General features: G+C 54.3%; 29 protein-coding genes. All 29 read left to right on the top strand.

What is annotated here, in order from left to right; genetic code table 11:
- The first annotated feature begins 193 nt into the window (after positions 1 to 193).
- Complete coding sequence (gene rpoB, locus JQ845_RS20830; protein ID WP_003444388.1) at positions 194 to 4,267, top strand: DNA-directed RNA polymerase subunit beta; 4,074 nt, start codon at positions 194 to 196, stop codon at positions 4,265 to 4,267.
- A 64-nt stretch (positions 4,268 to 4,331) separates the two neighbouring features.
- Positions 4,332 to 8,531, top strand: coding sequence for a DNA-directed RNA polymerase subunit beta' (gene rpoC, locus JQ845_RS20825; protein ID WP_003444386.1), 4,200 nt, complete (start codon positions 4,332 to 4,334; stop codon positions 8,529 to 8,531).
- A gap of 216 nt (positions 8,532 to 8,747) precedes the next feature.
- Positions 8,748 to 9,119 carry a 30S ribosomal protein S12 gene (gene rpsL, locus JQ845_RS20820; RefSeq protein ID WP_002555494.1) on the top strand — a complete coding sequence of 124 codons (372 nt, stop codon included), beginning with the start codon at positions 8,748 to 8,750 and terminating at the stop codon, positions 9,117 to 9,119.
- Between the two features lie 123 nt (positions 9,120 to 9,242).
- Positions 9,243 to 9,713, top strand: a complete 471-nt coding sequence (rpsG, locus tag JQ845_RS20815) for a 30S ribosomal protein S7 (RefSeq protein WP_003444383.1) — start codon at positions 9,243 to 9,245, stop codon at positions 9,711 to 9,713.
- A 30-nt stretch (positions 9,714 to 9,743) separates the two neighbouring features.
- The gene (gene fusA / locus JQ845_RS20810) at positions 9,744 to 11,849 is read left to right on the top strand and encodes an elongation factor G (RefSeq protein ID WP_003444381.1); all 2,106 of its coding nucleotides are present in this window, start codon (positions 9,744 to 9,746) and stop codon (positions 11,847 to 11,849) included.
- A gap of 35 nt (positions 11,850 to 11,884) precedes the next feature.
- Positions 11,885 to 13,078, top strand: coding sequence for an elongation factor Tu (gene tuf / locus JQ845_RS20805; RefSeq protein ID WP_003444379.1), 1,194 nt, complete (start codon positions 11,885 to 11,887; stop codon positions 13,076 to 13,078).
- A 143-nt stretch (positions 13,079 to 13,221) separates the two neighbouring features.
- Complete coding sequence (rpsJ, locus tag JQ845_RS20800) at positions 13,222 to 13,533, top strand: 30S ribosomal protein S10 (protein WP_003186070.1); 312 nt, start codon at positions 13,222 to 13,224, stop codon at positions 13,531 to 13,533.
- An 81-nt stretch (positions 13,534 to 13,614) separates the two neighbouring features.
- Entirely contained in the window at positions 13,615 to 14,250 is a 636-nt protein-coding gene (rplC, locus tag JQ845_RS20795) for a 50S ribosomal protein L3 (protein WP_003444377.1), read from the top strand.
- A gap of 12 nt (positions 14,251 to 14,262) precedes the next feature.
- Positions 14,263 to 14,865, top strand: a complete 603-nt coding sequence (gene rplD, locus JQ845_RS20790; RefSeq protein ID WP_003444376.1) for a 50S ribosomal protein L4 — start codon at positions 14,263 to 14,265, stop codon at positions 14,863 to 14,865.
- Positions 14,862 to 15,161: a 50S ribosomal protein L23 gene (rplW, locus tag JQ845_RS20785; protein WP_003444375.1), complete on the top strand. Its 300-nt coding sequence runs from the start codon at positions 14,862 to 14,864 to the stop codon at positions 15,159 to 15,161. Before rplD ends, rplW begins: the two co-directional genes overlap by 4 nt.
- A gap of 14 nt (positions 15,162 to 15,175) precedes the next feature.
- Positions 15,176 to 16,000, top strand: coding sequence for a 50S ribosomal protein L2 (rplB, locus tag JQ845_RS20780; protein WP_003444374.1), 825 nt, complete (start codon positions 15,176 to 15,178; stop codon positions 15,998 to 16,000).
- 16 nt (positions 16,001 to 16,016) lie between these two features.
- Positions 16,017 to 16,292, top strand: a complete 276-nt coding sequence (gene rpsS / locus JQ845_RS20775; RefSeq protein WP_003232420.1) for a 30S ribosomal protein S19 — start codon at positions 16,017 to 16,019, stop codon at positions 16,290 to 16,292.
- A 13-nt stretch (positions 16,293 to 16,305) separates the two neighbouring features.
- A complete protein-coding gene (rplV, locus tag JQ845_RS20770; protein WP_003444373.1) occupies positions 16,306 to 16,638 on the top strand; it encodes a 50S ribosomal protein L22 in 333 nt (110 codons plus the stop codon).
- Between the two features lie 13 nt (positions 16,639 to 16,651).
- Complete coding sequence (gene rpsC, locus JQ845_RS20765) at positions 16,652 to 17,338, top strand: 30S ribosomal protein S3 (RefSeq protein ID WP_003176422.1); 687 nt, start codon at positions 16,652 to 16,654, stop codon at positions 17,336 to 17,338.
- Positions 17,339 to 17,350: 12 nt separating this feature from the next.
- Positions 17,351 to 17,764 (top strand): 50S ribosomal protein L16, encoded by a 414-nt coding sequence (gene rplP, locus JQ845_RS20760; RefSeq protein WP_003444372.1) that lies wholly within the window; start codon positions 17,351 to 17,353, stop codon positions 17,762 to 17,764.
- Complete coding sequence (gene rpmC, locus JQ845_RS20755; RefSeq protein WP_003444371.1) at positions 17,764 to 17,955, top strand: 50S ribosomal protein L29; 192 nt, start codon at positions 17,764 to 17,766, stop codon at positions 17,953 to 17,955. The genes rplP and rpmC overlap by 1 nt, the downstream gene beginning before the upstream one ends.
- 2 nt (positions 17,956 to 17,957) lie before the next feature.
- Positions 17,958 to 18,224, top strand: a complete 267-nt coding sequence (gene rpsQ, locus JQ845_RS20750; RefSeq protein WP_003444370.1) for a 30S ribosomal protein S17 — start codon at positions 17,958 to 17,960, stop codon at positions 18,222 to 18,224.
- Positions 18,225 to 18,247: 23 nt separating this feature from the next.
- Positions 18,248 to 18,616 carry a 50S ribosomal protein L14 gene (gene rplN, locus JQ845_RS20745; RefSeq protein WP_002555479.1) on the top strand — a complete coding sequence of 123 codons (369 nt, stop codon included), beginning with the start codon at positions 18,248 to 18,250 and terminating at the stop codon, positions 18,614 to 18,616.
- A gap of 11 nt (positions 18,617 to 18,627) precedes the next feature.
- Positions 18,628 to 18,942, top strand: coding sequence for a 50S ribosomal protein L24 (rplX, locus tag JQ845_RS20740; RefSeq protein ID WP_003444369.1), 315 nt, complete (start codon positions 18,628 to 18,630; stop codon positions 18,940 to 18,942).
- Positions 18,943 to 18,964: 22 nt separating this feature from the next.
- Positions 18,965 to 19,504, top strand: a complete 540-nt coding sequence (gene rplE, locus JQ845_RS20735; protein ID WP_003444368.1) for a 50S ribosomal protein L5 — start codon at positions 18,965 to 18,967, stop codon at positions 19,502 to 19,504.
- A gap of 13 nt (positions 19,505 to 19,517) precedes the next feature.
- Positions 19,518 to 19,823 (top strand): 30S ribosomal protein S14, encoded by a 306-nt coding sequence (gene rpsN, locus JQ845_RS20730; protein ID WP_003444367.1) that lies wholly within the window; start codon positions 19,518 to 19,520, stop codon positions 19,821 to 19,823.
- Between the two features lie 212 nt (positions 19,824 to 20,035).
- Positions 20,036 to 20,428: a 30S ribosomal protein S8 gene (gene rpsH / locus JQ845_RS20725; RefSeq protein WP_003444366.1), complete on the top strand. Its 393-nt coding sequence runs from the start codon at positions 20,036 to 20,038 to the stop codon at positions 20,426 to 20,428.
- Positions 20,429 to 20,440: 12 nt separating this feature from the next.
- Positions 20,441 to 20,974, top strand: a complete 534-nt coding sequence (rplF, locus tag JQ845_RS20720) for a 50S ribosomal protein L6 (protein WP_003444365.1) — start codon at positions 20,441 to 20,443, stop codon at positions 20,972 to 20,974.
- A 10-nt stretch (positions 20,975 to 20,984) separates the two neighbouring features.
- The gene (rplR, locus tag JQ845_RS20715) at positions 20,985 to 21,335 is read left to right on the top strand and encodes a 50S ribosomal protein L18 (RefSeq protein WP_003444364.1); all 351 of its coding nucleotides are present in this window, start codon (positions 20,985 to 20,987) and stop codon (positions 21,333 to 21,335) included.
- Between the two features lie 3 nt (positions 21,336 to 21,338).
- Positions 21,339 to 21,839, top strand: coding sequence for a 30S ribosomal protein S5 (rpsE, locus tag JQ845_RS20710; protein ID WP_003186035.1), 501 nt, complete (start codon positions 21,339 to 21,341; stop codon positions 21,837 to 21,839).
- 2 nt (positions 21,840 to 21,841) lie between these two features.
- Entirely contained in the window at positions 21,842 to 22,018 is a 177-nt protein-coding gene (gene rpmD / locus JQ845_RS20705) for a 50S ribosomal protein L30 (protein WP_003444363.1), read from the top strand.
- A 3-nt stretch (positions 22,019 to 22,021) separates the two neighbouring features.
- Positions 22,022 to 22,459 (top strand): 50S ribosomal protein L15, encoded by a 438-nt coding sequence (gene rplO / locus JQ845_RS20700; protein WP_003444362.1) that lies wholly within the window; start codon positions 22,022 to 22,024, stop codon positions 22,457 to 22,459.
- Positions 22,460 to 23,788 carry a preprotein translocase subunit SecY gene (secY, locus tag JQ845_RS20695; protein WP_003444361.1) on the top strand — a complete coding sequence of 443 codons (1,329 nt, stop codon included), beginning with the start codon at positions 22,460 to 22,462 and terminating at the stop codon, positions 23,786 to 23,788.
- Positions 23,789 to 23,816: 28 nt separating this feature from the next.
- Positions 23,817 to 23,933: a 50S ribosomal protein L36 gene (gene rpmJ, locus JQ845_RS20690; RefSeq protein ID WP_002555468.1), complete on the top strand. Its 117-nt coding sequence runs from the start codon at positions 23,817 to 23,819 to the stop codon at positions 23,931 to 23,933.
- Positions 23,934 to 23,987 lie beyond the last annotated feature (54 nt).

The following is a 23,987-nucleotide window of genomic DNA, read 5'->3' as shown; positions in this document are numbered from 1 at the left end:
CGTTAAGCAGAAGGCTGATGGCTGGTGGCTCTTGCCACCGGCCTTTTTCCGTTATTGGCTGCCGACTGGGTCGGCGCCTCTAACGTGCTGTAACCACCCTGTGCGGTGGAGCAAACCAAGGGGTTTGCACGATTTTCTGGCTGCTCCCGTCGGGAGAGGCCAAACAAGCAGGTGACCAAGCTGGGGAACGCTGATGGCTTACTCATATACTGAGAAAAAACGTATCCGCAAGGACTTTAGCAAGTTGCCGGACGTCATGGATGTGCCGTATCTCTTGGCAATCCAGCTGGATTCGTATCGTGAATTCTTGCAGGCGGGAGCGACTAAAGATCAGTTCCGCGACGTGGGCCTGCATGCGGCCTTCAAATCCGTTTTCCCGATCATCAGCTACTCCGGCAATGCTGCGCTGGAGTACGTCGGTTATCGCTTGGGCGAGCCGGCATTTGATGTTAAAGAATGCGTGTTGCGCGGTGTAACTTACGCCGTACCTTTGCGGGTAAAAGTTCGTTTGATCATTTTCGACAAAGAATCGTCGAACAAAGCGATCAAGGACATCAAAGAGCAAGAAGTCTACATGGGTGAAATCCCCCTGATGACTGAAAACGGTACCTTTGTAATCAATGGTACCGAGCGTGTAATCGTTTCCCAGTTGCACCGTTCCCCGGGCGTGTTCTTTGACCACGACCGCGGCAAGACGCACAGCTCCGGTAAACTGCTTTATTCCGCGCGTATCATTCCTTACCGCGGTTCGTGGTTGGACTTCGAGTTCGATCCGAAAGACTGCGTGTTCGTCCGTATTGACCGTCGTCGCAAGCTGCCTGCATCGGTACTGCTGCGCGCGCTGGGTTATACGACTGAGCAGGTGCTGGACGCGTTCTACACCACCAACGTATTCCACGTTCAGGGCGAAAGCATCAGCCTGGAACTGGTACCTCATCGCCTGCGCGGTGAAATTGCGGCCATCGATATTACCGATGACAAAGGCAAGGTGATTGTCGAGCAAGGTCGTCGTATTACTGCTCGTCACATCAACCAGCTGGAAAAAGCCGGTATCAAAGAGCTCGTTATGCCTCTGGACTATGTCCTGGGTCGCACAACGGCCAAGGCTATCGTGCATCCGGCTACCGGCGAAATCATTGCTGAGTGCAACACCGAGCTGACCACCGAGATTCTGGCGAAAGTCGCCAAGAGCCAGGTTGTTCGTATCGAAACGTTGTACACCAACGATATCGACTGCGGTCCGTTCGTCTCCGACACTCTGAAGATCGACTCCACCAGCAACCAATTGGAAGCGCTGGTCGAGATCTATCGCATGATGCGTCCAGGCGAGCCGCCAACCAAAGACGCTGCCGAGACTCTGTTCAACAACCTGTTCTTCAGCCCTGAGCGCTATGACCTGTCTGCGGTCGGCCGGATGAAGTTCAACCGTCGTATCGGTCGTACCGAGATCGAAGGTTCGGGCGTGTTGTGCAAAGAAGACATCGTCGCGGTACTGAAGACTCTGGTCGACATCCGTAACGGTAAAGGCATCGTCGATGACATCGACCACCTGGGTAACCGTCGTGTTCGCTGTGTAGGCGAAATGGCTGAAAACCAGTTCCGCGTTGGCCTGGTGCGTGTTGAACGCGCGGTCAAAGAGCGCCTGTCGATGGCTGAAAGCGAAGGCCTGATGCCGCAAGACCTGATCAACGCCAAGCCAGTGGCTGCGGCGGTGAAAGAGTTCTTCGGTTCCAGCCAGCTCTCGCAGTTCATGGACCAGAACAACCCGCTGTCCGAGATCACCCACAAGCGCCGTGTATCTGCACTGGGCCCGGGCGGTCTGACGCGTGAGCGTGCAGGCTTTGAAGTTCGTGACGTACACCCGACTCACTACGGTCGTGTATGCCCGATTGAAACGCCGGAAGGTCCGAACATCGGTCTGATCAACTCCCTGGCCGCCTATGCGCGCACCAACCAGTACGGCTTCCTTGAGAGCCCGTACCGCGTGGTGAAAGACGCTCTGGTCACCGACGAGATCGTATTCCTGTCCGCCATCGAAGAAGCTGATCACGTGATCGCTCAGGCCTCGGCCACGATGAACGACAAGAAAGTCCTGATCGACGAGCTGGTAGCTGTTCGTCACTTGAACGAATTCACCGTCAAGGCGCCGGAAGACGTCACCCTGATGGACGTTTCGCCGAAGCAGGTTGTGTCGGTTGCAGCGTCGTTGATTCCGTTCCTCGAGCACGATGACGCCAACCGTGCGTTGATGGGTTCGAACATGCAGCGTCAAGCTGTACCTACCCTGCGCGCTGACAAGCCGCTGGTTGGTACCGGCATGGAGCGTAACGTAGCCCGTGACTCCGGCGTTTGCGTCGTGGCTCGTCGTGGTGGCGTGATCGACTCCGTTGATGCAAGCCGTATCGTGGTACGTGTTGCAGATGACGAAGTAGAAACTGGCGAAGCCGGTGTCGACATCTACAACCTGACCAAATACACCCGCTCCAACCAGAACACCTGCATTAACCAGCGTCCGCTGGTTCGCAAGGGTGATCGAGTGCAGCGCAGCGACATCATGGCCGACGGTCCGTCCACCGATATGGGTGAGCTGGCTCTGGGTCAGAACATGCGCATCGCGTTCATGGCCTGGAACGGTTACAACTTCGAAGACTCCATCTGCTTGTCGGAACGGGTTGTTCAAGAAGATCGCTTCACCACGATCCACATCCAGGAACTGACCTGTGTGGCACGTGACACCAAGCTTGGGCCTGAAGAGATCACTGCAGACATCCCGAACGTGGGTGAAGCTGCACTGAACAAACTGGACGAAGCCGGTATCGTTTACGTTGGTGCTGAAGTTGGCGCGGGCGACATTCTGGTAGGTAAGGTCACTCCGAAAGGCGAGACCCAGCTGACTCCGGAAGAGAAGCTGTTGCGTGCAATCTTCGGTGAAAAAGCCAGCGACGTTAAAGACACCTCCCTGCGTGTACCTACCGGTACCAAAGGTACTGTCATCGACGTGCAGGTCTTCACTCGCGACGGCGTTGAGCGTGATGCTCGTGCACTGTCCATCGAGAAGACCCAGCTGGACGAGATCCGCAAGGATCTGAACGAAGAGTTCCGCATCGTTGAAGGCGCCACTTTCGAACGTCTGCGCTCTGCACTGGTCGGCCGTATTGCCGAAGGTGGAGCCGGTCTGAAGAAAGGCCAGGAAATCACCAATGAGGTCCTGGACGGTCTTGAGCATGGTCAGTGGTTCAAACTGCGCATGGCTGAAGATGCTCTGAACGAGCAGCTTGAAAAAGCCCAGGCTTACATCATCGATCGCCGTCGTCTGCTGGACGACAAGTTCGAAGACAAGAAGCGCAAACTGCAGCAGGGCGATGACCTGGCTCCGGGCGTGCTGAAAATCGTCAAGGTTTACCTGGCAATCCGTCGTCGCATCCAGCCGGGTGACAAGATGGCTGGTCGTCACGGTAACAAAGGTGTGGTCTCCGTGATCATGCCGGTTGAAGACATGCCGTACGATGCCAATGGCACCCCGGTGGATGTGGTCCTCAACCCGTTGGGCGTACCTTCGCGTATGAACGTTGGTCAGATTCTCGAAACTCACCTGGGCCTCGCAGCCAAAGGTTTGGGCGAGAAGATCAACCTCATGATTGAAGAGCAGCGCAAGGTTGCTGACCTGCGCAAGTTCCTGCATGAGATCTACAACGAGATTGGCGGTCGTCAAGAAAGCCTGGATGACTTCTCCGACCAGGAAATCCTGGACCTGGCGAAGAACCTTCGTGGCGGTGTGCCGATGGCTACCCCGGTGTTCGACGGTGCCAAGGAAAGCGAAATCAAGGCAATGTTGCGCCTGGCAGATCTGCCGGACAGCGGCCAGATGACGCTGACTGACGGCCGTACCGGCAACCAGTTTGAACGTCCGGTTACTGTTGGCTACATGTACATGCTGAAGCTGAACCACTTGGTAGACGACAAGATGCACGCTCGTTCTACCGGTTCTTACAGCTTGGTTACCCAGCAGCCGCTGGGTGGTAAGGCACAGTTCGGTGGTCAGCGTTTCGGGGAGATGGAGGTTTGGGCGCTGGAAGCTTACGGCGCGGCATACACTCTGCAAGAAATGCTCACAGTGAAGTCGGATGATGTGAACGGTCGTACCAAGATGTACAAAAACATCGTGGACGGCGATCACCGTATGGAGCCGGGCATGCCCGAGTCCTTTAACGTGTTGATCAAAGAAATTCGTTCCCTCGGCATCGATATCGATCTGGAAACCGAATAACACGTGACGTGAATCGAGAGTGGGGCGGTATTGCCCGCTCTCTGCTCCGCCAGGAGGAAAGGCCTTGAAAGACCTACTGAATTTGCTGAAAAACCAGGGTCAAGTCGAAGAGTTCGACGCCATCCGTATTGGATTGGCATCGCCTGAGATGATCCGTTCGTGGTCGTTCGGTGAAGTTAAAAAGCCGGAAACCATCAACTACCGTACGTTCAAGCCTGAGCGTGACGGCCTGTTCTGCGCCAAAATCTTTGGCCCGGTTAAGGATTACGAGTGCCTGTGCGGTAAGTACAAGCGCTTGAAGCACCGCGGTGTGATCTGTGAGAAGTGTGGCGTTGAAGTCGCACTGGCCAAGGTCCGTCGCGAGCGCATGGCTCACATTGAACTGGCATCGCCGGTTGCTCACATCTGGTTCCTGAAATCGCTGCCGTCCCGTATCGGCTTGCTGATGGACATGACCCTGCGTGATATCGAACGCGTTCTCTACTTCGAGAGCTATGTCGTTATCGATCCGGGCATGACCACTCTGGAAAAAGGTCAGCTGCTGAACGATGAGCAGTACTTCGAAGCGCTGGAAGAGTTCGGCGACGACTTTGATGCCCGTATGGGTGCTGAAGCTGTCCGTGAACTGCTGCACGCTATCGATCTGGAACACGAGATTGGCCGTCTGCGCGAAGAGATTCCGCAAACCAACTCCGAAACCAAAATCAAGAAACTGTCCAAGCGCCTGAAGTTGATGGAAGCCTTCCTGGGCTCCGGCAACCTTCCGGAGTGGATGGTACTGACCGTTCTGCCGGTTCTGCCGCCAGATCTGCGTCCTTTGGTTCCGCTGGATGGTGGTCGTTTCGCGACTTCCGACCTCAACGATCTGTATCGTCGAGTGATCAACCGTAACAACCGCTTGAAGCGCCTGCTTGATCTGTCCGCTCCGGACATCATCGTGCGTAACGAAAAGCGTATGTTGCAAGAAGCGGTCGACGCATTGCTCGACAACGGCCGTCGTGGCCGCGCTATCACCGGTTCCAACAAGCGTCCTCTGAAATCCCTGGCTGACATGATCAAGGGTAAGCAGGGTCGTTTCCGTCAGAACTTGCTCGGTAAGCGTGTTGACTACTCGGGTCGTTCGGTAATTACCGTAGGTCCGACCCTGCGTCTGCACCAGTGCGGTCTGCCGAAAAAAATGGCTCTCGAGCTGTTCAAGCCGTTCATCTTCGGCAAGCTTGAAATGCGCGGTCTCGCGACCACCATCAAAGCCGCCAAGAAAATGGTTGAGCGCGAATTGCCAGAGGTTTGGGACGTTCTCGCAGAAGTCATTCGCGAACACCCGGTTCTCCTCAACCGTGCACCGACCCTTCACCGTCTGGGTATCCAGGCGTTTGAACCGGTACTGATCGAAGGTAAGGCTATCCAGCTGCACCCGTTGGTCTGTGCTGCGTACAACGCCGACTTCGACGGCGACCAAATGGCCGTGCACGTACCGCTGACGCTGGAGGCCCAGCTGGAAGCGCGTGCGTTGATGATGTCGACCAACAACATTCTGTCGCCAGCCAACGGTGAGCCAATCATCGTTCCGTCGCAGGACGTTGTATTGGGTCTGTACTACATGACGCGTGAAGCGATCAACGCCAAAGGCGAAGGTCGTGTGTTCGCGGATCTGCAGGAAGTTGACCGTGTGTTCCGTGCCGGCGAAGCCGCACTGCACGCCAAGGTCAAAGTGCGTATCCACGAAACCGTCAACGACCGTGACGGCGGCAGCGTGAGCAACGTTCGTATTGTCGACACCACTGTCGGCCGTGCCTTGTTGTACCAGGTTGTGCCAAAAGGTCTGTCGTACGATGTCGTCAACCTGCCGATGAAGAAAAAGGCGATCTCCAAGCTGATCAACCAGTGCTACCGCGTGGTTGGTTTGAAAGAGACCGTGATTTTCGCTGACCAGTTGATGTACACCGGTTTTGCTTACTCGACCATTTCCGGCGTTTCCATCGGTGTTAACGACTTCGTTATCCCGGATGAAAAAGCCCGCATCATCGCGGCTGCAACCGATGAAGTGAAAGAGATCGAAAGTCAGTACGCCTCGGGCCTGGTAACACAGGGCGAGAAGTACAACAAAGTAATCGACCTTTGGTCGAAAGCTAACGACGAAGTCTCCAAGGCAATGATGTCGAACCTCTCGAAAGAGAAGGTTATTGACCGTCACGGCGTTGAGGTTGAGCAAGAGTCGTTCAACTCGATGTACATGATGGCCGACTCCGGCGCACGGGGTTCTGCAGCGCAGATCCGTCAGCTGGCCGGTATGCGTGGTCTGATGGCCAAGCCGGATGGCTCCATCATCGAAACGCCGATTACTGCGAACTTCCGTGAAGGTTTGAGCGTACTTCAGTACTTCATCTCTACTCACGGTGCTCGTAAGGGTCTGGCGGATACCGCCTTGAAAACTGCTAACTCCGGTTACTTGACGCGTCGTCTGGTAGACGTTGCGCAGGATCTGGTTGTGACTGAAGTCGACTGCGGGACCGAACACGGTCTGCTGATGACTCCGCACATTGAAGGCGGTGACGTTGTTGAGCCGTTGGGTGAGCGCGTACTGGGTCGAGTAATCGCCCGTGACGTATTCAAGCCGGGTACCGATGAAGTTATCGTTCCTGCAGGCACCCTGGTCGACGAGAAGTGGGTTGAATTCATCGAGCTGAACAGCATCGACGAAGTAATCGTACGCTCGCCAATCAGCTGCGAAACCCGCTTCGGTATCTGTGCCAAGTGCTACGGTCGCGATCTGGCCCGTGGTCACCAGGTGAACATCGGTGAAGCTGTCGGCGTAATCGCTGCCCAGTCGATCGGTGAGCCGGGTACACAGCTGACCATGCGTACGTTCCACATCGGTGGTGCGGCTAGCCGGACCTCTGCTGCTGACAGCGTTCAGGTGAAGAATGGCGGTACTGTCCGTCTGCACAACCTGAAGCACGTTGAGCGGGTAGATGGTTGCCTGGTAGCAGTATCCCGTTCCGGTGAGCTGGCAATCGCTGATGACTACGGTCGTGAGCGCGAGCGCTACAAGCTGCCGTACGGTGCCGTGATTTCGGTTAAAGAAGGTGACAAGGTCGACGCTGGCTCTATCGTAGCCAAGTGGGATCCGCACACTCACCCAATCGTTACCGAAATGAAAGGTACCGTGACCTACGTGGGCATGGAAGAAGGCATCACGATCAAGCGTCAGACTGACGAATTGACCGGTATGACCAACATTGAAGTACTTGATGCCAAAGACCGTCCAGCTGCCGGCAAGGACATCCGTCCAGCCGTCAAGATGGTTGGTGTTGATGGCAAGGATCTGCTGTTGCCAGGTACCGACGTACCGGCTCAGTACTTCCTGCCGGCGAACGCCCTGGTCGGGGTAGCGGATGGTGCGGAAATCGCGATCGGTGACGTTATCGCTCGTATTCCGCAAGAAACTTCGAAAACTCGAGACATCACCGGTGGTCTGCCACGGGTTGCTGACTTGTTCGAAGCCCGTCGTCCGAAAGAAGCCTCGATTCTGGCTGAAGTCAGCGGCACCATCGCGTTCGGTAAAGAGACCAAGGGCAAGCGCCGTCTGGTCATTACTCCGAACGACGGTACTGATCCGTACGAAGAGCTGATTCCAAAGTGGCGTCACCTGAACGTCTTCGAAGGCGAACAAGTGAACCGCGGCGAAGTTATCTCCGACGGTCCGAGCGATCCACACGACATCCTGCGTTTGCTGGGTGTGAGTGCGTTGGCCAAGTACATCGTTAACGAAATTCAAGACGTTTACCGTCTGCAAGGCGTAAAAATCAACGACAAGCACATCGAGACCATTCTGCGTCAGATGCTGCGTAAAGTTGAGATTGCCGAGTCTGGCGATTCCACCTTCATCAAAGGCGACCAGATGGAGTTGACGCATGTACTGGTCGAGAACGAGCGCCTGGGCAACGAAGACAAGTTCGTGTCCAAGTTCACTCGCGTTCTGTTGGGTATCACCAAGGCGTCGTTGTCGACTGAATCGTTCATCTCCGCGGCCTCTTTCCAAGAGACCACCCGCGTACTGACCGAAGCAGCGGTAACCGGCAAGCGCGATTACCTGCGCGGCCTGAAAGAAAACGTGGTCGTGGGTCGTTTGATCCCGGCTGGTACCGGTCTGGCATACCACAGCGAGCGCAAGCGTCGTCGTGAGGCTGACAAACCGTTGCGCGTAAGCGCCAGTGAAGTGGAAGCTGCACTGACCGAAGCACTGAACTCGAGCGGTAACTGAGTTCTGAGCTGATTGAAAGGTAGGCCCCGGTCGTTCCGTTCATCGAATCGAGACATTTTGTCTTGGTTAGATGAGTGGGAAGGTCGGGGCCTTGCCTTGACTGGGGACAAGATCCTCTTTAGACTCTTGTACCCCTAAATTTGGCGGGAATTCGTTCCTGCCATTTTGCTTTTCTTGCAAGACAATAGCGTCGCAAGACAACAGTGGAGCTAGTAGATGGCAACTATCAACCAGCTGGTACGTCAGCCGCGTAAGCGTATCGTCGAGAAATCCGACGTGCCTGCGCTGCAAAACTGCCCGCAACGTCGTGGCGTATGCACCCGTGTGTATACAACTACGCCGAAAAAACCTAACTCGGCACTGCGTAAAGTATGCCGTGTGCGCCTGACCAACGGTTTCGAGGTTTCCTCGTACATCGGTGGTGAAGGTCACAACCTGCAAGAACACAGCGTGGTACTGATTCGTGGCGGTCGTGTAAAAGACTTGCCAGGTGTTCGTTATCACACCGTTCGCGGTTCGTTGGATACTTCCGGTGTTAAAGGTCGTAACCAGGGTCGTTCGAAGTACGGTACCAAGAAGCCGAAGTAGTTTTCGGTCGCTTGTAAATAATGCAGATTTCTTTTTTTCTGAGTCGATAAGAGTAAGGTCGGACGTGCATCCTCTGGGTGTAATGGTTCCGAGCTAACCTGAAGACCGTTTGAGGGCTTATCCATGCCAAGAAGACGCGTAGCAGCCAAGCGCGATGTGCTTGACGATCCAAAATACGGAAGCCAAATCCTGGCCAAGTTCATGAACCACGTGATGGAAAGCGGCAAGAAAGCCGTTGCCGAGCGTATCGTTTATGGCGCGCTGGACAAGGTTAAAGAACGCAAGAACAGCGATCCCCTGGAAATCTTCGAGAAAGCTCTCGACGCCATCGCTCCGCTGGTCGAAGTGAAGTCGCGCCGTGTAGGCGGTGCTACTTACCAGGTTCCGGTCGAAGTTCGCCCGTCCCGTCGTAACGCCCTGGCAATGCGCTGGTTGGTAGACTTCGCCCGCAAGCGCGGCGAGAAGTCTATGGCTCTGCGCTTGGCTGGCGAACTGTTGGATGCTGCTGAAGGCAAGGGCGCAGCAGTTAAGAAGCGTGAAGACGTGCACCGTATGGCTGAAGCTAACAAAGCTTTCTCGCACTACCGCTTCTAATTTCAGCGCTACTCATTTTGCGAGGGCTTTATGGCTCGTACTACACCGATTAACCGCTACCGTAACATTGGTATCGTTGCTCACGTGGATGCTGGTAAAACCACCACCACCGAGCGCGTCCTTTTTTACACTGGCAAAAGTCACAAGATGGGCGAGGTGCATGATGGCGCCGCGACCACAGACTGGATGGTTCAGGAGCAGGAGCGTGGTATTACCATTACTTCTGCTGCTATTACCGCCTTCTGGAAAGGTTCTGCCAAGCAGTACAAAGACGAGCATCGCTTCAACGTAATCGATACCCCGGGCCACGTTGACTTCACTATTGAAGTTGAACGTTCCCTGCGTGTACTCGATGGCGCGGTTGTTGTGTTCTGCGGTACTTCGGGTGTTGAACCTCAGTCGGAAACCGTATGGCGTCAAGCCAACAAATACGGCGTTCCGCGTCTTGTTTACGTAAACAAGATGGACCGTGCCGGTGCTAACTTCCTGCGCGTGATTGAGCAGATCAAGAAGCGTCTTGGTCACACTCCGGTTCCAATCCAGCTGGCTATCGGTTCTGAAGACAACTTCCAGGGTCAGATTGATCTGATCAACATGGAAGCTGTTTACTGGAACGATGCTGACAAAGGTATGGTTCCTGTTCGTAAGCCTATCCCTGCTGAACTGCAGGAACTGGCTGACGAATGGCGCGACAACATGGTTCAGGCTGCTGCCGAAGCCAATGAAGAGCTGATGAACAAGTACCTCGAAGGTGAAGAATTCACCATCGAAGAAATCAAGGCTGCTCTGCGTCAGCGTACTATCGCTGGTGAGATCGTCTTGGCTGTTTGCGGTTCTTCCTTCAAGAACAAGGGTGTTCCCCTGGTTCTCGACGCCGTTATCGACTTCCTGCCAGCACCTACCGATATTCCTGCCATCAAGGGTACTGACCCGGATGACGAGACTATCGAACTGGAGCGTCATGCAGACGACAGCGAGCCGTTCTCGGCTCTGGCGTTCAAGATCGCTACCGACCCATTCGTGGGTACCTTGACCTTCGTTCGAGTTTACTCGGGCGTGTTGAACTCCGGCGACGGCGTAATCAACTCGGTTAAAGGCAAGAAAGAGCGCGTGGGTCGTATGGTGCAAATGCACGCAAACGCCCGTGAAGAGATCAAGGAAGTGCGCGCTGGTGACATCGCGGCCTTGATCGGCATGAAGGACGTCACCACTGGTGAAACCTTGTGCAACGCTGACAAGCCAATCATCCTGGTTCGTATGGACTTCCCGGAGCCGGTTATTTCGGTTGCCGTTGAGCCAAAGACCAAAGATGACCAGGAAAAAATGGGTGTCGCTCTGGGCAAACTTGCTCAGGAAGATCCATCTTTCCGCGTAAAAACTGATGAAGAAACTGGTCAAACGATCATTTCTGGCATGGGCGAGCTGCACTTGGACATCCTGGTTGACCGGATGCGCCGTGAGTTCAACGTCGAAGCCAACATCGGTAAGCCTCAGGTTTCGTATCGTGAGCGCATCACGAAGAGCTGTGAGATCGAAGGCAAGTTCGTTCGTCAGTCCGGCGGTCGTGGCCAGTTTGGTCACTGCTGGATCCGTTTTGCTCCTGCTGACGAAGGTCAGGAAGGTCTGCAATTCGTGAACGAAGTGGTAGGTGGTGTGGTTCCTAAGGAATACATCCCGGCTATCCAGAAGGGTATCGAAGAGCAGATGAAGAACGGTGTTGTTGCCGGCTATCCGCTGATCGGCCTGAAGGCTACCGTGTTTGATGGTTCTTACCACGACGTCGACTCCAACGAGATGGCGTTTAAGGTGGCTGCTTCCATGGCTACCAAGCAACTGGCCTCCAAAGGCGGCGGTGAGTTGCTTGAGCCGATCATGGCGGTAGAGGTTGTTACACCTGAAGACTATATGGGTGACGTGATGGGCGACTTGAATCGTCGTCGCGGCATGATCCAGGGTATGGAAGATACGGTCTCCGGCAAAGTAATTCGTGCTGAAGTTCCGTTGGGTGAAATGTTCGGTTATGCGACCGACGTTCGTTCCATGTCTCAGGGTCGCGCAAGCTACTCTATGGAATTCAAAAAATACGATACAGCTCCGTCGCACATCGTCGAAGCTGTTACTAAAAAACAAGGCTGATTTAGTTCAGTCCTTTAGGCAAGGAGTTAATTGTCGTGGCTAAAGAAAAATTTGATCGTTCCCTACCGCACGTCAACGTTGGCACTATCGGTCACGTTGACCATGGTAAAACCACGCTGACCGCAGCTCTGACTCGTGTTTGCTCCGAGATTTTCGGTTCGGCCATCGTTGACTTCGATAAAATCGACAGCGCGCCAGAAGAAAAAGCTCGTGGTATCACCATCAACACTGCGCACGTTGAATACAACTCGCTGATCCGTCACTACGCTCACGTTGACTGCCCAGGTCACGCTGACTATGTGAAGAACATGATCACCGGTGCTGCCCAGATGGACGGCGCGATCCTGGTTTGTTCGGCCGCTGATGGTCCGATGCCACAAACTCGTGAGCACATCCTGCTGTCCCGTCAGGTTGGCGTTCCGTACATCGTGGTCTTCCTGAACAAGGCTGACCTGGTAGACGACGCTGAGCTGCTGGAACTGGTTGAGATGGAAGTGCGCGATCTGCTGAGCACTTACGACTTCCCGGGCGACGACACTCCGATCATCATCGGTTCTGCTCGTATGGCGCTGGAAGGCAAAGACGACAACGAAATGGGCACCACTGCCGTTCGTAAACTGGTTGAAACTCTGGATACTTACATTCCGGATCCAGTTCGTGTTATCGACAAGCCGTTCCTGATGCCAATCGAAGACGTATTCTCGATTTCGGGTCGCGGTACTGTTGTAACCGGTCGTATCGAGCGCGGTATCGTTCGCGTTCAAGATCCGCTGGAAATCGTTGGTCTGCGTGACACTACTGTTACCACCTGCACCGGCGTTGAAATGTTCCGTAAGCTGCTCGACGAAGGTCGTGCTGGCGAGAACTGCGGCGTGCTGCTGCGCGGCACCAAGCGTGACGACGTAGAGCGTGGTCAGGTTCTGGTTAAGCCGGGTTCGGTTAAGCCACACACTACCTTCGAAGCTGAAGTGTACGTGTTGAGCAAAGAAGAAGGCGGTCGTCACACTCCGTTCTTCAAAGGCTACCGTCCACAGTTCTACTTCCGGACCACTGACGTGACCGGTAACTGCGAACTGCCGGAAGGCGTTGAAATGGTAATGCCAGGCGACAACATCAAAATGGTTGTCACCCTGATCAAAACCATCGCAATGGAAGACGGTCTGCGTTTCGCAATCCGTGAAGGCGGTCGTACCGTTGGCGCTGGCGTTGTAGCCAAAATCATCGCGTAAGTGATGATTGCCTGAAAAAGCCCCCGCTCAGCGGGGGCTTTTTTTATTGAGTTGACACCTACTGGGGTCGTCTATAGAATTGCGCCTCCTTTTAACGGGCGTATTGCGCTCGGTGGGAATAGCAATCTGGAGTCTGAAATCCAATGCAAAATCAGCAAATCCGTATCAGGTTGAAGGCTTTTGACCATCGCCTGATCGACCAATCAACCCAGGAAATCGTGGAAACCGCGAAACGTACTGGTGCTCAAGTGCGTGGTCCAATTCCACTGCCTACCCGTAAAGAGCGGTTCACCGTTCTGGTCTCCCCGCACGTCAACAAAGACGCGCGTGACCAGTACGAGATCCGTACTCATAAGCGCGTACTGGACATCGTCCAGCCAACGGATAAAACCGTTGATGCACTTATGAAGCTTGATCTTGCGGCCGGTGTGGAAGTGCAGATCAGCCTCGGCTAAGACTTGGGTCTTAGTCGTGTAACGCTCTGAAATGGGCGGCCATAGCGGGTGAAAGCCCCGTACACTCATGAGGTTTACAACATGACTATTGGTGTAGTCGGTCGTAAATGCGGTATGACCCGTATTTTCACCGAAGAAGGTGTCTCCATTCCGGTCACGGTCATTGAGATCGAACCGAATCGCGTCACCCAGTTCAAAACTGAAGAAACCGATGGCTATCGTGCAGTGCAAGTCACTGTCGGCGAGCGTCGCGCTTCGCGTGTAACTGCTGCTCAAGCGGGTCACTTCGCTAAAGCAAACGTTGCAGCTGGTCGTACCGTAATGGAATTCCGCCTTGAAGAAGGCGAGTACCAGGCAGGCGATCTGATCAACGCTGAAATCTTCACCGCAGGTCAGATGGTCGATGTGACCGGTCAGTCCAAAGGTAAAGGCTTCCAGGGTACGATCAAGCGTTGGAATTTCCGTGGCCAAGATAACACTCACGGTAACTCCGTTTCCCACCGCGTCCCGGGCTCTATTGGCCAGTGCCAGACTCCTGGTCGTGTATTCAAGGGCAAAAAAATGTCCGGTCATATGGGCGCTGAGCGCGTGACCGTGCAGTCCCTCGAAGTAGTGCGCGTCGACGCTGAACGCAATCTGTTGTTGGTCAAAGGTGCTGTTCCTGGCGCTACTGGCGGCAACCTGGTTGTACGTCCGGCGGCCAAGGCTCGCGGTTAAGGGGAAGCTGACATGCAATTAAACGTAAATGACGCTCAAGCGATCGAAGTTTCCGAACTGACATTTGGCGGCGAGTTCAACGAGACGCTGGTTCACCAAGCAGTCGTGGCCTACATGGCCGGCGGCCGTCAAGGTAGCAAGCAGCAAAAGACCCGTTCCGATGTTCGTGGTGGCGGTAAGCGCCCATGGCGTCAGAAAGGTACTGGCCGTGCTCGTGCCGGTACTATCCGTAGCCCAATCTGGCGTGGCGGCGGTACCACTTTCGCAGCTCGTCCACAGGATCACTCTCAGAAGCTCAACAAGAAGATGTACCGCGCAGCAATGCGTTCCATCCTTGCTGAACTGGTTCGTACTGATCGTCTGATCGTGGTTCAGGACTTCGCAGTTGAAGCACCGAAGACCAAAGATCTGCTGAACAAACTGAATGGCATGGGTCTGACAGACGTCCTGATCGTGTCCGAAGTTGTTGATCAGAACCTGTACCTGGCTGCTCGCAACCTGCCACACGTTGATGTACGTGACGTGCAAGGTTCCGATCCAGTTAGTCTGATCGCATACGACAAGGTGTTGATCACCGTGTCGGCCGTGAAGAAATTCGAGGAGCTGCTGGGATGAACCAGGAACGCGTATTTAAAGTTCTGCTTGGCCCGCACGTTTCCGAGAAGGCTACGGTTCTGGCAGACAAGAAAGGCCAGTTCGTTTTCAAGGTTGCTACTGATGCAACCAAGCTGGAAATCAAGAAGGCCGTCGAAAGCCTGTTCAGCGTGAAAGTTGAGCGTGTTACTACCCTGAATGTTCTGGGTAAAAGCAAGCGCACCGCTCGCGGCGTGGGCAAGCGTAATGACTGGAAGAAGGCAGTAATCTCCCTTCAGCCAGGCCAAGATCTCGATTTCAGCAGCAGTGCTGAGTAAGGAAGGGGTGCATCATGGCAATCGTTAAATGCAAACCGACTTCCCCTGGCCGCCGTCATGTGGTCAAGGTGGTCAACCAGGAGCTGCATAAAGGCGCTCCTCACGCACCGCTGCTCGAGAAGAAATCGAAGACTGGTGGTCGTAACAACAATGGCCGTATTACCACGCGTCACATCGGTGGTGGTCATAAGCAGCATTATCGTTTGGTCGACTTCCGTCGCAACGACAAAGATGGCATTCCAGCCACTGTTGAGCGTATCGAATACGATCCAAACCGTACTGCTCACATTGCTCTTATGTTGTACGCAGACGGCGAGCGCCGCTACATCATCGCCCCTAAAGGCGTGAGTGCCGGTGACCAGCTGATCGCAGGTGCTTTGGCACCGATCAAGCCGGGCAACGCTCTGCAACTGCGCAACATTCCAGTTGGTAGCACCGTACACGGCATCGAATTGAAGCCGGGTAAAGGCGCGCAAATCGCACGTTCCGCTGGTGCTTCGGCTCAGCTGGTCGCTCGTGATGGTGTCTATGTGACCCTGCGTCTGCGCTCTGGTGAAATGCGTAAAGTATTGGCTGAATGCCGTGCAACGCTTGGCGAAGTCTCGAACTCCGAGCACAGCCTGCGTTCCCTGGGTAAAGCTGGTGCCAAACGCTGGCGTGGCGTTCGCCCAACCGTTCGTGGTGTTGCCATGAACCCGGTTGACCACCCACATGGTGGTGGTGAAGGTCGTACCTCTGGTGGTCGTCATCCGGTATCGCCATGGGGCTTCCCGACTAAGGGCGCGAAGACTCGTGGTAATAAGCGTACCGACAAAATGATCGTCCGTCGTCGCAAGTAAATAGAGGGATACGACAGTGCCACGTTCTCTGAAAAAAGGTCCTTTTATTGATCTTCACCTACTGAAGAAGATCGAAGTGGCGGCGGAAAAGAACGATCGCAAACCGGTGAAAACCTGGTCGCGCCGTTCTATGATCCTGCCACAAATGGTCGGTCTGACCATCGCTGTGCATAACGGTCGTCTTCATGTCCCAGTTCTTGTGAACGAAGACATGGTTGGCCATAAACTAGGCGAGTTTGCCGGTACCCGCACTTATCGTGGGCACGTGGCAGACAAGAAAGCCAAGCGTTAAGGGGTAAGGAACGATGGAAGTAGCCGCTAAGTTGTCGGGCGCTCGAATCTCCGCCCAGAAAGCCCGCTTGGTCGCCGACCAGATCCGCGGGAAGAAGGTGGGCGAAGCGCTCAACCTGTTGGCTTTCAGCAACAAGAAAGCCGCCGAGATCATCAAGAAAGTGCTGGAGTCGGCCGTAGCCAACGCCGAGCATAACGAAGGCGCAGACGTTGACGACCTTAAAGTCGCTACCGTTTTCGTCAACGAAGGGCGTTCGCTGAAGCGCATCATGCCGCGTGCCAAAGGCCGCGCTGATCGCATCGTCAAGCGGTCTTGCCATATCACTGTCAAGGTTGCTGACAAGTAACGGAGTCGAAGAGATGGGTCAGAAAGTACATCCCATTGGCATTCGCCTGGGAATCGTCAAGGAGCACACCTCCGTCTGGTACGCAGACGGCCGGACTTATGCGGACTATTTGTTCGCTGATCTGAAGGTGCGTGAATACCTCCAAGACAAACTAAAAAGCGCGTCCGTAAGCCGTATCGATATCCATCGTCCGGCTCAGACTGCACGTATCACCATCCACACTGCTCGTCCTGGTATCGTTATCGGGAAGAAAGGTGAAGATGTTGAGAAACTGCGTCAGGACCTGACCAAGCAAATGGGTGTGCCTGTGCACATCAATATCGAAGAGATCCGCAAGCCGGAACTCGACGGTATGCTGGTTGCGCAGAGCGTAGCTCAGCAGCTGGAGCGTCGTGTAATGTTCCGTCGCGCGATGAAACGCGCTGTACAGAACGCTATGCGCATTGGTGCCAAAGGCATCAAAATCCAAGTGAGCGGTCGTCTCGGCGGTGCTGAAATCGCACGTACTGAATGGTATCGCGAAGGTCGTGTGCCACTGCACACCCTGCGTGCCGACATCGACTATGCCAACTACGAAGCTCACACCACTTACGGTGTGATCGGTGTAAAGGTTTGGATCTTCAAAGGCGAAGTAATTGGTGGTCGCCAAGAAGAACTGAAGCCACAAGCACCAGCGCCTCGTAAAAAAGCTGCTAAGTAAGGGGTACGCCAAATGTTACAACCTAAGCGTACGAAGTTCCGCAAGCAGATGACAGGCCACAACCGTGGCTTGGCATTGCGCGGTAGCAAAGTCAGCTTCGGCGAATATGCGCTGAAGTCTGTTGCTCGTGGTCGTCTCACCGCTCGTCAGATCGAATCAGCGCGTCGTGCACTGACCCGTCACGTTAAGCGTGGCGGTAAGATCTGGATCCGTGTATTCCCGGACAAGCCTGTAACCAAAAAGCCACTCGAAGTTCGGATGGGTAAAGGTAAGGGTAACGTGGAATATTGGGTTGCCCAGATTCAGCCAGGCAAAGTCCTGTATGAAATCGAGGGTGTTACTGAAGAGCTGGCGCGTGAGGCTTTCGCCCTGGCTGCTGCAAAGCTGCCGCTCGCCACCTCCTTTGTTAAACGGACGGTGATGTGATGAAAGCGAATGAACTTCGTGAAAAATCCGCACAGCAGCTGAACGAGCAACTGCTCGGCTTGCTGCGCGACCAGTTCAATCTGCGCATGCAGAAAGCAACTGGCCAGTTGGGGCAGTCGCATCTGCTCTCGCAAGTTAAGCGTGACATCGCTCGCGTGAAGACTGTGCTCAAACAGCAGGCAGGTAAGTAATCATGGCTGAAGCCGAAAAAACTGTCCGTACGCTGACTGGCCGTGTTGTCAGCGACAAGATGGACAAGACCATCACCGTACTGATCGAGCGTCGCGTTAAGCACCCGATCTACGGTAAATATGTTAAGCGTTCGACTAAGCTGCACGCGCACGACGAAACCAATCAGTGCCACATCGGCGACAAGGTCACTATTCGTGAAACTCGTCCGCTGGCCAAGACCAAGTCTTGGGCATTGGTTGATATTCTCGAACGCGCTGTGGAAGTCTAAGGACTAGGGGTCGGAGAAATTATATGATTCAGACTCAATCCATGCTCGATGTGGCCGATAACAGCGGCGCACGCCGCGTTATGTGCATCAAGGTGCTGGGTGGCTCCCATCGTCGTTACGCTGGTATCGGTGACATCATCAAAGTTACCGTGAAGGAAGCAATTCCTCGCGGTAAAGTGAAAAAAGGCCAAGTGATGACTGCTGTTGTAGTCCGCACTCGTCACGGCGTACGTCGTGCTGATGGCTCCATTATCCGCTTTGATGGCAACGCTGCTGTTCTTCTGAACAACAAGCAAGAGCCGATCGGCACCCGTATCTTTGGGCCAGTGACCCGTGAACTTCGTACTGAGAAGTTCATGAAGATCGTCTCGCTCGCCCCAGAAGTGCTGTAAGGAGATCCGACATGCAAAAGATTCGTCGTGACGACGAGATCATCGTGATCGCCGGCAAAGACAAAGGTAAGCGCGGTAAGGTGCTTAAGGTTCTCGCTAACAACCGTTTGGTTATTGGCGGTCTGAACCTGGTTAAGCGTCATACCAAGCCTAACCCTATGTCGGGCGTGCAAGGCGGTATCGTCGAAAAAGAAGCTCCACTGGACGCTTCTAACGTCGCCATCTTCAACGGCGAAACCAACAAGGCTGACCGCGTTGGTTTCAAAGTAGAAGAAGGCAAGAAAATTCGTGTCTTCAAGTCGACCCAAAAAGCGGTTGATGCTTGAACACTGCTAGGTAGATAAGACCATGGCACGACTAAAAGAGATTTACCGGAAGGAAATCGCTCCGAAACTTAAGGAAGAACTTAAGCTTTCGAACGTGATGGAAGTTCCGCGCGTTACCAAAATCACCCTGAACATGGGTTTGGGCGAAGCGATCGGTGATAAGAAAATCATCGAGCACGCTGTAGCTGATTTGGAAAAGATCACGGGTCAAAAATGTGTTGTGACCTACGCTCGCAAGTCCATCGCAGGCTTTAAAGTTCGCGAAGGCTGGCCGATCGGCGTTAAAGTTACTCTGCGCCGTGAGCGTATGTACGAATTCCTGGATCGTCTGCTGTCGATCTCCCTGCCTCGGGTACGCGACTTCCGCGGCCTGAATGCCAAGTCCTTCGATGGTCGTGGCAACTACAGCATGGGCGTGAAAGAGCAGATCATCTTCCCGGAAATCGACTACGACAAGATCGATGCCCTTCGCGGTCTGGACATTACCCTGACCACCACTGCTCGGACAGATGATGAAGGTCGCGCCTTGTTGCGTGCTTTCAAATTCCCGTTCCGCAACTGATTGGAGTAGGAAAATGGCCAAGATGAGCATGAAAAACCGCGAGCTGAAGCGTCAGCTCACGGTTGCCAAGTTCGCCAAGAAGCGTGCAGCACTGAAAGCCATCATCGTGGATCTGAACGCAAGTCCAGAAGCACGTTGGGAAGCTCAGGTAGCTCTGCAGAAGCAGCCACGTGACGCAAGCGCTGCGCGCATGCGTAACCGCTGCCGCCTGACTGGTCGTCCGCATGGTGTTTACCGCAAGTTCGGCCTTGGCCGTAACAAATTGCGTGAAGCAGCAATGCGCGGTGACGTACCAGGTCTGGTTAAAGCCAGCTGGTAAGGCGTACAGGCAAAGTTGTCACTGTCAGGATCGCAAGATCCTGACAGTCGGTGACCTTGAATATGAATCAAGCCCCTATTGGGGCTTGATTCATTTCTGGCGTGTGTCTAGAATGACCGGCTCGCCTGAGCCCGTGCTTTTTAAGCATTGAGTCACTCGGCGACAGATGTAGCCGCGAGGCTAATTATTTTTGTAACAGGAGCGTCTAGCCCATGAGTATGCAGGACCCGTTAGCGGACATGCTAACTCGAATCCGTAATGCCCAGATGGCTGAAAAGTCCGTCGTAAGCATGCCATCTTCCACGTTGAAGGTAGCTGTAGCCAAAGTTCTCAAAGACGAAGGTTACATCGCGGATTATCAGATCAGCAGCGAAATCAAACCACTGCTGTCTATCGAGCTGAAATACTTCGAAGGCCGTTCGGTTATCGAAGAAGTGAAGCGCGTTAGCCGTCCAGGCCTGCGTCAGTACAAGTCCTCCGAAGATCTGCCGAAAGTTCGTGGCGGTCTTGGTGTGTCTATCGTCTCCACCAGCAAAGGTGTGATGACGGATCGTGCTGCGCGCGCTGCCGGTGTCGGCGGCGAAGTTCTTTGCACTGTGTTCTAAGGGGGGATAAGCATGTCACGCGTCGCTAAGAACCCCGTTAAGCTGCCAGCTGGTGTCGAAGTAAAATTCGCCGGCCAACAGCTTTCGGTGAAGGGTGCCAAGGGCACTCTAGAACTGAACATCCATTCGTCCGTTGAGATCGTTGAAGAAGCTGGTGAGCTGCGTTTCGCTGCTCGCAATGGCGATCAACAAACTCGCGCAATGGCTGGTACCACTCGTGCGTTGGTAAACAACATGGTCCAAGGCGTAAGCCAAGGCTTCGAGCGCAAGCTCCAGCTGGTCGGTGTTGGTTACAAAGCGCAAGCAAAAGGCACAGTGCTGAACCTGGCTCTTGGCTTCTCGCACCCAGTGGATTACGAACTGCCGGAAGGCATCACCGCTGAGACTCCTAGCCAAACCGATATCCTGATCCGGGGTATTGATAAGCAGCTGGTAGGTCAGGTGGCCGCTGAGATCCGCGGTTTCCGTCCGCCAGAGCCTTATAAAGGTAAGGGTGTACGTTACGCGGACGAAGTCGTCCGTCGTAAAGAAGCCAAGAAGAAGTAGGGCATAGCAAATGACCGACAAAAAAGTTACTCGCCTGCGTCGCGCTCGCAAAGCACGTCTGAAAATGCACGAACTCGAAGTCGTGCGTCTCTGCGTGTTCCGCTCGTCGCAGCATATATACGCCCAGGTCATCTCGGCCGACGGCAGCAAAGTCCTGGCAAGTGCCTCGACTTTGGACAAAGAACTGCGTGATGCTGCTACTGGCAACATCGACGCGGCCACAAAGGTTGGCCAGCTGGTCGCTACGCGTGCAAAAGCCGCTGGCGTCTCGCAGGTGGCTTTCGACCGCTCTGGCTTCAAGTACCACGGCCGCGTGAAAGCGCTGGCTGAGGCTGCTCGTGAAGCTGGGCTGGAGTTCTAAGTTATGTCAAATAACGACCAAAAGCGCGACGAAGGCTACATTGAGAAGCTGGTTCAAGTTAACCGCGTAGCCAAAACCGTTAAAGGCGGCCGTATCTTCACTTTCACCGCGTTGACCGTGGTTGGTGATGGTAAAGGGCGCGTTGGCTTCGGCCGTGGCAAGTCACGTGAAGTGCCTGCTGCGATCCAGAAGGCAATGGAAGCTGCTCGCCGCAACATGATCCAAGTTGACCTGAACGGCACAACTCTGCAGTACGCAATGAAGTCCGCTCATGGCGCTTCGAAGGTGTACATGCAGCCTGCTTCTGAAGGTACCGGTATCATCGCTGGCGGCGCTATGCGTGCTGTCCTCGAAGTTGCTGGCGTTCAGAACGTTCTGGCCAAGTGCTACGGCTCGACTAACCCGGTAAACGTGGTTCACGCCACTTTCAAGGGTTTGAAGGCTATGCAGTCTCCTGAGTCTATTGCCGCTAAGCGTGGCAAAAGCGTTAAGGAGATCTTCTGATCATGGCTACCGTTAAAGTAACGCTGATCAAAAGCATGACCGGCCGCATCCCTAATCACAAACTGTGCATTAAGGGTCTGGGTCTGCGTCGCATCGGTCACACTGTAGAAGTACTTGATACTCCCGAGAATCGCGGGATGATCAACAAGGCTTACTACATGCTGCGTGTAGAGGGTTAATCGATGAAACTCAATGATCTGAGTCCAGCGCCGGGTTCCCGTCGCGAAAAGCATCGTCCGGGCCGTGGTATCGGTAGCGGTTTGGGTAAGACTGGTGGCCGTGGTCACAAAGGTCAGTCCTCCCGTTCCGGTGGCACAATTGCTCCAGGCTTTGAAGGCGGTCAACAGCCGCTGCATCGCCGTCTGCCTAAGTTCGGTTTCGTTTCCCTGAAAGCCATGGATCGCGCAGAAGTGCGTTTGTCCGAGCTGGCTAAAGTGGAAGGCGACATCGTTACTGTGCAGACCCTGAAAGATGCCAACGTGATCAATGTCAACGTACTGCGTGTGAAAATCATGCTGTCCGGTGAAGTTACTCGCGCTGTCACAATCGGCAAGGGAATCGGCGCCACCAAAGGTGCGCGTTCGGCTATCGAAGCAGCTGGCGGCAAGTTCGAGGAATAAATGGCTAAGCAAGGTGCTCTCTCAGCGCTCAGCAAAGGCGGGTTATCCGAGCTCTGGGCTCGTCTGCGTTTTCTATTCCTGGCGATTATCGTCTACCGAATAGGCGCACACATCCCAGTTCCAGGTATTAACCCGGACCGGTTGGCGGACCTGTTTCGACAGAATGAGGGGACCATTCTTAGCTTGTTCAACATGTTTTCCGGCGGCGCGCTGGAGCGGATGAGTATTTTTGCGCTGGGGATCATGCCGTACATTTCGGCATCGATCATCATGCAGCTTATGTCCGCTGTCAGCCCGCAGCTGGAGCAGTTGAAGAAGGAAGGTGAAGCTGGTCGTCGCAAGATAAGCCAGTACACCCGCTACCTCACTGTCGCTCTTGCTCTTGTTCAGGCTATTGGCATGTCCATAGGTCTGGCAGGGCAAGGCGTAGCGTTCACTGGTGACCTGGGCTTCCATTTCGTTGCAGTAACCACTTTTGTGGCTGGTGCAATGTTCATGATGTGGCTGGGTGAGCAGATTACTGAGCGTGGTGTTGGCAACGGTATCTCGATGTTGATTTTTTCGGGTATCGTCGCCGGTCTTCCGAGAGCAATTGGGCAGTCTTTCGAGTCTGCGCGTCAGGGCGATATCAATATCTTCGCTCTGGTTGCTATCGGTTTGCTGGCAGTAGCGATTATCGGTTTCGTGGTGTTCATTGAGCGTGGTCAGCGTCGTATTGCTGTTCACTACGCCAAGCGTCAGCAGGGCCGCAAGGTGTTTGCTGCGCAGACTAGCCACCTACCGCTGAAAGTGAATATGGCCGGTGTTATTCCGGCTATTTTTGCGAGCAGCATTTTGCTGTTCCCGGCTTCGCTGGGTGCCTGGTTCGGTCAGTCTGAAGGTATGGGCTGGTTGCAGGACATCTCGCAGTCGATCGCTCCTGGTCAGCCGTTGAATATTCTGCTGTTTAGTGCAGGGATTATTTTCTTCTGCTTCTTCTATACGGCGTTGATGTTCAATCCGAAAGACGTAGCGGAAAACCTGAAGAAGTCCGGTGCCTTTATTCCGGGTATCCGTCCAGGTGAGCAGTCGGCGCGCTATATTGATGGCGTTTTGACTCGTTTGACTCTGTTCGGTGCTCTTTATATGACGGCCGTATGTCTGTTGCCCCAGTTCCTGGTGGTTGCGGCAAACGTTCCGTTCTACCTTGGCGGGACCTCGTTGCTGATCGTGGTCGTGGTTGTTATGGACTTCATGTCCCAAGTACAATCGCACCTCGTTTCGCACCAGTACGAATCCCTGATGAAGAAAGCCAACCTGAAGGGCTACGGCAGCGGCATGCTTCGCTGAAGTACCCATAAGGTGAGAGGAGTTGGTGATGAAAGTTCGTGCATCGGTGAAAAAGCTGTGCCGTAACTGCAAGATTATTCGCCGCGAAGGTGTTGTTCGGGTAATTTGCAGCGCGGAACCACGTCACAAACAGCGCCAAGGCTGAGTGTGATCTGTTTGAAGCCCAGCAGCTAGTGCGCTGCTGGGTTGATTATTTGTT

It is taken from the genome of Pseudomonas paraversuta (assembly GCF_904063065.1).
Lineage (GTDB): Bacteria > Pseudomonadota > Gammaproteobacteria > Pseudomonadales > Pseudomonadaceae > Aquipseudomonas > Aquipseudomonas paraversuta.
This window is presented reverse-complemented; position numbering and strand designations above follow the sequence as displayed.

Bases quoted from the DNA above. Each gene is read 5' to 3' on its own strand.
- rpoB (WP_003444388.1), top strand. From the start codon at position 194: ATGGCTTACTCATATACTGAGAAAAAACGTATCCGCAAGGACTTTAGC.
- rpsL (WP_002555494.1), top strand. From the start codon at position 8,748: ATGGCAACTATCAACCAGCTGGTACGTCAGCCGCGTAAGCGTATCGTC.
- rpsG (WP_003444383.1), top strand. From the start codon at position 9,243: ATGCCAAGAAGACGCGTAGCAGCCAAGCGCGATGTGCTTGACGATCCA.
- fusA (WP_003444381.1), top strand. From the start codon at position 9,744: ATGGCTCGTACTACACCGATTAACCGCTACCGTAACATTGGTATCGTT.
- rpsJ (WP_003186070.1), top strand. From the start codon at position 13,222: ATGCAAAATCAGCAAATCCGTATCAGGTTGAAGGCTTTTGACCATCGC.
- rplC (WP_003444377.1), top strand. From the start codon at position 13,615: ATGACTATTGGTGTAGTCGGTCGTAAATGCGGTATGACCCGTATTTTC.
- rplD (WP_003444376.1), top strand. From the start codon at position 14,263: ATGCAATTAAACGTAAATGACGCTCAAGCGATCGAAGTTTCCGAACTG.
- rplW (WP_003444375.1), top strand. From the start codon at position 14,862: ATGAACCAGGAACGCGTATTTAAAGTTCTGCTTGGCCCGCACGTTTCC.
- rplB (WP_003444374.1), top strand. From the start codon at position 15,176: ATGGCAATCGTTAAATGCAAACCGACTTCCCCTGGCCGCCGTCATGTG.
- rplV (WP_003444373.1), top strand. From the start codon at position 16,306: ATGGAAGTAGCCGCTAAGTTGTCGGGCGCTCGAATCTCCGCCCAGAAA.
- rpsC (WP_003176422.1), top strand. From the start codon at position 16,652: ATGGGTCAGAAAGTACATCCCATTGGCATTCGCCTGGGAATCGTCAAG.
- rplP (WP_003444372.1), top strand. From the start codon at position 17,351: ATGTTACAACCTAAGCGTACGAAGTTCCGCAAGCAGATGACAGGCCAC.
- rpmC (WP_003444371.1), top strand. From the start codon at position 17,764: ATGAAAGCGAATGAACTTCGTGAAAAATCCGCACAGCAGCTGAACGAG.
- rpsQ (WP_003444370.1), top strand. From the start codon at position 17,958: ATGGCTGAAGCCGAAAAAACTGTCCGTACGCTGACTGGCCGTGTTGTC.
- rplN (WP_002555479.1), top strand. From the start codon at position 18,248: ATGATTCAGACTCAATCCATGCTCGATGTGGCCGATAACAGCGGCGCA.
- rplX (WP_003444369.1), top strand. From the start codon at position 18,628: ATGCAAAAGATTCGTCGTGACGACGAGATCATCGTGATCGCCGGCAAA.
- rplE (WP_003444368.1), top strand. From the start codon at position 18,965: ATGGCACGACTAAAAGAGATTTACCGGAAGGAAATCGCTCCGAAACTT.
- rpsN (WP_003444367.1), top strand. From the start codon at position 19,518: ATGGCCAAGATGAGCATGAAAAACCGCGAGCTGAAGCGTCAGCTCACG.
- rpsH (WP_003444366.1), top strand. From the start codon at position 20,036: ATGAGTATGCAGGACCCGTTAGCGGACATGCTAACTCGAATCCGTAAT.
- rplF (WP_003444365.1), top strand. From the start codon at position 20,441: ATGTCACGCGTCGCTAAGAACCCCGTTAAGCTGCCAGCTGGTGTCGAA.
- rplR (WP_003444364.1), top strand. From the start codon at position 20,985: ATGACCGACAAAAAAGTTACTCGCCTGCGTCGCGCTCGCAAAGCACGT.
- rpsE (WP_003186035.1), top strand. From the start codon at position 21,339: ATGTCAAATAACGACCAAAAGCGCGACGAAGGCTACATTGAGAAGCTG.
- rpmD (WP_003444363.1), top strand. From the start codon at position 21,842: ATGGCTACCGTTAAAGTAACGCTGATCAAAAGCATGACCGGCCGCATC.
- rplO (WP_003444362.1), top strand. From the start codon at position 22,022: ATGAAACTCAATGATCTGAGTCCAGCGCCGGGTTCCCGTCGCGAAAAG.
- secY (WP_003444361.1), top strand. From the start codon at position 22,460: ATGGCTAAGCAAGGTGCTCTCTCAGCGCTCAGCAAAGGCGGGTTATCC.
- rpmJ (WP_002555468.1), top strand. From the start codon at position 23,817: ATGAAAGTTCGTGCATCGGTGAAAAAGCTGTGCCGTAACTGCAAGATT.